Annotated in this window: 1 protein-coding gene; it reads right to left on the bottom strand. The window is 71.2% G+C overall.

Annotated elements, in window-relative coordinates; genetic code table 11:
• A partial coding sequence (locus VFE05_17870; GenBank protein HET6231945.1) for an amino acid adenylation domain-containing protein occupies positions 1–4,617 on the bottom strand: 4,617 nt, incomplete at both ends.

The raw sequence follows: 4,617 nt of genomic DNA, 5'->3' as shown, positions 1-4,617 counted from the left end.
GTCCACCTGCCGGAAGGTGGTGCGCAGGACGGCGTGGCGCTCCAGCAGGCGGGCGATGGCGCGCCCCAGCGCGGGCACGTCCAACGCGCCGTCCAGCACCATGGGCGACGGCATGTTGAAGAGCGTGCCGCCGGGCTCCATCTGGTCCAGGATCCACATGCGCTCCTGGGCGAACGACAGCGGCGCGGGCTCGTCCGTGTCGCGATGGACGAGCGGCGGCGCCTCGATGCCCTCCGCCCCGGCGACGATCTCGTCCACCTTCACGGCCAGCAGCTCGGGCGTGGGCGCCTCGAAGATCGCGCGCACAGGCACGTCCGCACCGAAGCGTTCGCGCAGGCGGGAGACGGCCTGTGTGGCGAGCAGCGAGTGGCCGCCCAGCTCGAAGAAACCGTCGTGCACGCCCACGCGCTCCGCCCGCAGCACGTCGGAGTAGATGGCGACGATGGCGGCCTCGGTCTCGTTGCGCGGCGCGACGTAGCGGTCGGCGTCTCCGGAAAGCTCGGGCGCGGGAAGCGCGCGGCGGTCCACCTTGCCGTTCGCCGTGAGCGGCAGCGTGTCCAGCGTGACGAACGCGGCGGGGATCATGTGCTCCGGCACGCGCGCGGCCAGGTGCTCGCGCATCTCCCGCGCGGACGGCGCCTCGCCCTCCGCCACGACGTACGCCACGAGCCGCTTATCACCCGCCACGTCCTCGCGCGCGATCACGGACGCGCCGCGGACCTGCGGATGCGACGTGAGCGCCGCTTCCACCTCGCCCGGCTCGATGCGGAAGCCGCGGATCTTCACCTGCTCGTCCATCCGCCCCAGGAACTCGACCGTCCCGCCGTCCAGCCACCGAACCCGGTCGCCGCTGCGGTACAGACGCGCGTTCGGCTCGGACGAGAACGGATCGGCGACGAACTTCTCCGCCGTCAGCTCCGGACGGTTGAGATACCCATCCGCCAGCCCGTCGCCGCCGATGTAGAGCTCGCCGGGGACGCCGACTGGAACCGGCTGCATCCCACGATCCAGCACATAGATGCGCGTGTTCGCGATCGGGCGGCCGATGGGGATGCTCGCCCGCTCCACATCTTCCGAACGGATCGTGTGGCAGCAGGTGAACGTGGTGCCTTCCGTCGGCCCGTAGCCGTTGATGAGGCGCAGATGCGGATGCGCTTCCAGCACGCGGCGGACGTGCGGGACGGAGAGCACGTCGCCGCCCGCGAGGAGCTGCTTCAAGCCCGCGAGACCGGGGAGATTCCCATCCACCATCTGGTGGAAGAGGCCCGCGGTGAGCCACGCCGTCGTAACCTTCTCGCGGACGAAGAAATCGCCAAGCTCTTCCAGCGAGGGGGTGTGCGGCGGGAAGACGGCGAGGCTGGCGCCGTTGAGCAGCGCGCCCCACACCTCGAACGTGCTTGCGTCGAAGGCGACGGGGGCGAGCTGGAGGAAGACGTGCTCCGGCCCGAAGTCCGCGAAGTCGTTGCCGCGCACGAGCCGCACGATGGCGCGGTGCGGGACGGCGACGCCCTTCGGCCGGCCCGTGGAGCCGGACGTGTAGATGACGTACGCGAGTTCGTCCGCCGAAAACGGCGCGGCATCCGGCGCTTCCGCCGGATGCGCGGCGATGCGCTCCGCATCGGCGGCGAGAGAGATGACGGGGCCCACGAAGGACGAGAGCGCGTCCGGCACCGCATCTCCCACCACGAGCACGGAGACGGCGGAGTCGGCGAGCATGAACGCGAGGCGTTCGGCGGGATAGCTGCCGTCGAGCGGCACGTACGCAGCGCCCGCCTTGAGGATCGCGAGCAGCGCCACGATCTGGTCGGCCGAGCGCTCGACCGCCAGGCCCACGCGGCTCCCGCGTTTCACGCCTGCCGCAGCCAGGTGCCGCGCGAGGCGGTTGGCTCGGCCATCCAATTCTGCGTACGACAGCCGCTCATCTTCCGAGACGACGGCGACGGCTTCCGGGCGCACAGCGGCACGGGCGGCGAACAGCGTGTGGACCGCGGCGGTGCGCGGGTACTCCGTCGCGCACCCGCTCCACTCGCCGAGGATCGTCTGCCGCTCGTCCTCGCCCAGCGTGGAGATGCGCGAGAGCGGCGCGTCCGGCTCGGCCGTGGCGGCGTCCAGCAGCGCGACGAGCTGGCGCAGCATCCGCCGGATGGTCGTGCCGTCCCACAGGTCCACGTTGTACTGGAGCGACGCGACGGTCGCGGCGCCGCTGCCGTGCACGGTGAGGCTCAGGTCGTACTTGGCCGTCTCGCCCGCGCTCTCCGACTCCGTCTCGCCGCTGGCCGGGGCGGCGATCATGCCGCCGCCGGACTCGTCGGTGAGCAGGTTGAAGAGCACCTGGAAGAGCGGCGTGTGGCTCAGGCTGCGCTCGGCGCCCGTTTCCTCCACCAGCTTCTCGAACGGCAGGTCCTGGTGGGCGAACGCGCCCAGCGTGGTCTCGCGCACGCGGCCGAGCAGCTCGCGGAACGACGGATCGCCGGCGAGGTCCGTGCGCAGCACGAGGTTGTTGACGAAGAACCCGATCAGCTCCTCGGTTTCCGCGCGGTTGCGGCCCGCGATGGGGCTGCCGACCACCACGTCGTCCTCGCCCGCCCAGCGGCCGACGAGTGCGCTGAACGCCGCCAGAAGCGCCATGAACGGAGTGGCCCCCGCGTCGCGGGCGAGCGTTTCCAGCCGCCCGACCAGCGCCTGCGGCAGTACCACGGAGCGCGACGCGCCGCCGAAGGTTTGCACGGCGGGACGCGGACGGTCCGTGGGAAGGTCCAGTACGGCGGGGACGCCGGCGAGCTGCGCCTTCCAGTAGGCGAGCTGCTTGTCGAGCACCGCGCCGCTCAGCCACTCGCGCTGCCAGACGGCGAAGTCCGCGTACTGCACCGGCAGCGGCGCCAGCGGGCTCGGACGGCCCTCCGCGAACGCCTCGTACAGCGCGTTCACCTCGCGTGTGAGCACGGTCGTGGACCAGCCGTCGCTGACGATGTGGTGCGTGTTGAGCAGCAGCAGCGACACGTCGGCGTCTACGCGGACGAGCTCCGCGCGGAACAGCGGGCCCGCCTCCAGGTCGAACGGGCGCTCGGCGTCTTCCTTCGCCAGGCGCGCGGCCTCGGCGTGGGCGGACTCGCGCGGAAGGTGGCGCAGGTCGCGAATGGGGAGATGGAAATCGCCCGCGGGGTGGATGACCTGCACCGGCTCGCCGTTGGCCGCGGCGAAGGTGGTGCGCAGCGTCTCGTGTCGCGCGACCAGCTCGGACAGCACGCGCTCCAGCACGGTCTCGTCCACATCGGCGTGCAGCGGGATGGGCGTGGGCATGTTGTACGTGGCCGTGCCCGGCATCAGCCGGTCCACGAACCAGAGGCGCGCCTGCGCGAAGCTGGCGGGCACCGGTCCCGTGCGCGGCACCGGGACGATGGGCGGCGCCACGTCGTCCCCGCCCTGCTCGGCGTCCACGCGGGCCGCGAGGGCGGCTACCGTCTGCGCCTCGAACAGCGCGCGCAGCGGAAGCTCCACCCGGAACGCCTCGCGGATGCGCGACACCACGCGCGTGGCCACGAGCGAGTGCCCGCCCAGCGCGAAGAAGTTGTCGCTCGCCCCCACGCGCTCCACGCCCAGCACCTCGCTCCAGATCGCCGCCAGCGTCTCTTCCGTCGGCGTGCTCGGCGCCACGAAGCTCGCCTCGTCGCCCGTGTGCTCGGGCGCGGGAAGGGCGCGGCGGTCCACCTTGCCGTTCGGCGTCAGCGGCAGCGCATCCATCGTCACGAACGCCGCGGGCACCATGTACTCCGGCAGCGACGACGCGAGATGGGCACGCAGTGCCGCCGCATCCACATCTCCCGATTCGGTAGATGCGACCACGTACGCCACCAGCCGCTTGTTCCCCGGCACGTCCTCCCGCGCGATCACCGTCACGTCCTTGATCGACGGATGCGACGACAGCGCCGCCTCGATCTCGCCCAGCTCGATGCGGAAGCCACGGATCTTCACCTGCTCGTCCAAACGCCCGACGAACTCTATGGCGCCGGACGCGTTCCACCGCACCGCATCTCCAGTGCGGTAAAGGCGCTGGCCGTCGATGAACGGATTCGGGACGAACCGCTCCGCCGTCAGCCCGGCGCGGCCGAGATAGCCGCGCGCGAGCCCGTCCCCGCCGATGTAAAGCTCGCCCGTGACGCCGACCGGAACCGGCTGCATCTCGCGGTCGAGCACGTACGTCGTCGTGTTCGACAGCGGCGCGCCGATGGGCACCGTCGCGGCGTTCTCATCTACCGCATCGACCAGATGCCACGTCGCGAACGTCGTGCTCTCAGTCGGACCGTAGACGTGGAGCAGGCGCGTCGGCCCGCCCCCATCCAGCACCGCGCGCACGGCCGACGGATCCACCGCCTCCCCGCCGAACAGCACGTTGTCGAGAGATGAGAAGCCGTCTGGAATCTCCCGCGCGATCTGGTTGAACAGCGCAGTCGTGAGGAACATCGTGTTGATGTCCATCTCCCGAAGCGCGGCGACGAACCGCTGCGGCGACAGCGTCACGTCGCGGTCGATGCCTATGAGGGAAGCGCCGTTGAGCAGCGCACCCCAGACCTCGAACGTAGCCGCGTCGAACGAGGCGTTGGAGACCTGCGCGACACG

The organism is Longimicrobiaceae bacterium, from assembly GCA_035696245.1.
Classification (GTDB): Bacteria; Gemmatimonadota; Gemmatimonadetes; order Longimicrobiales; family Longimicrobiaceae; genus DASRQW01.
Note: the sequence above shows the minus strand (reverse complement) of the source record. Positions and strands in the feature narration are given on the sequence as shown.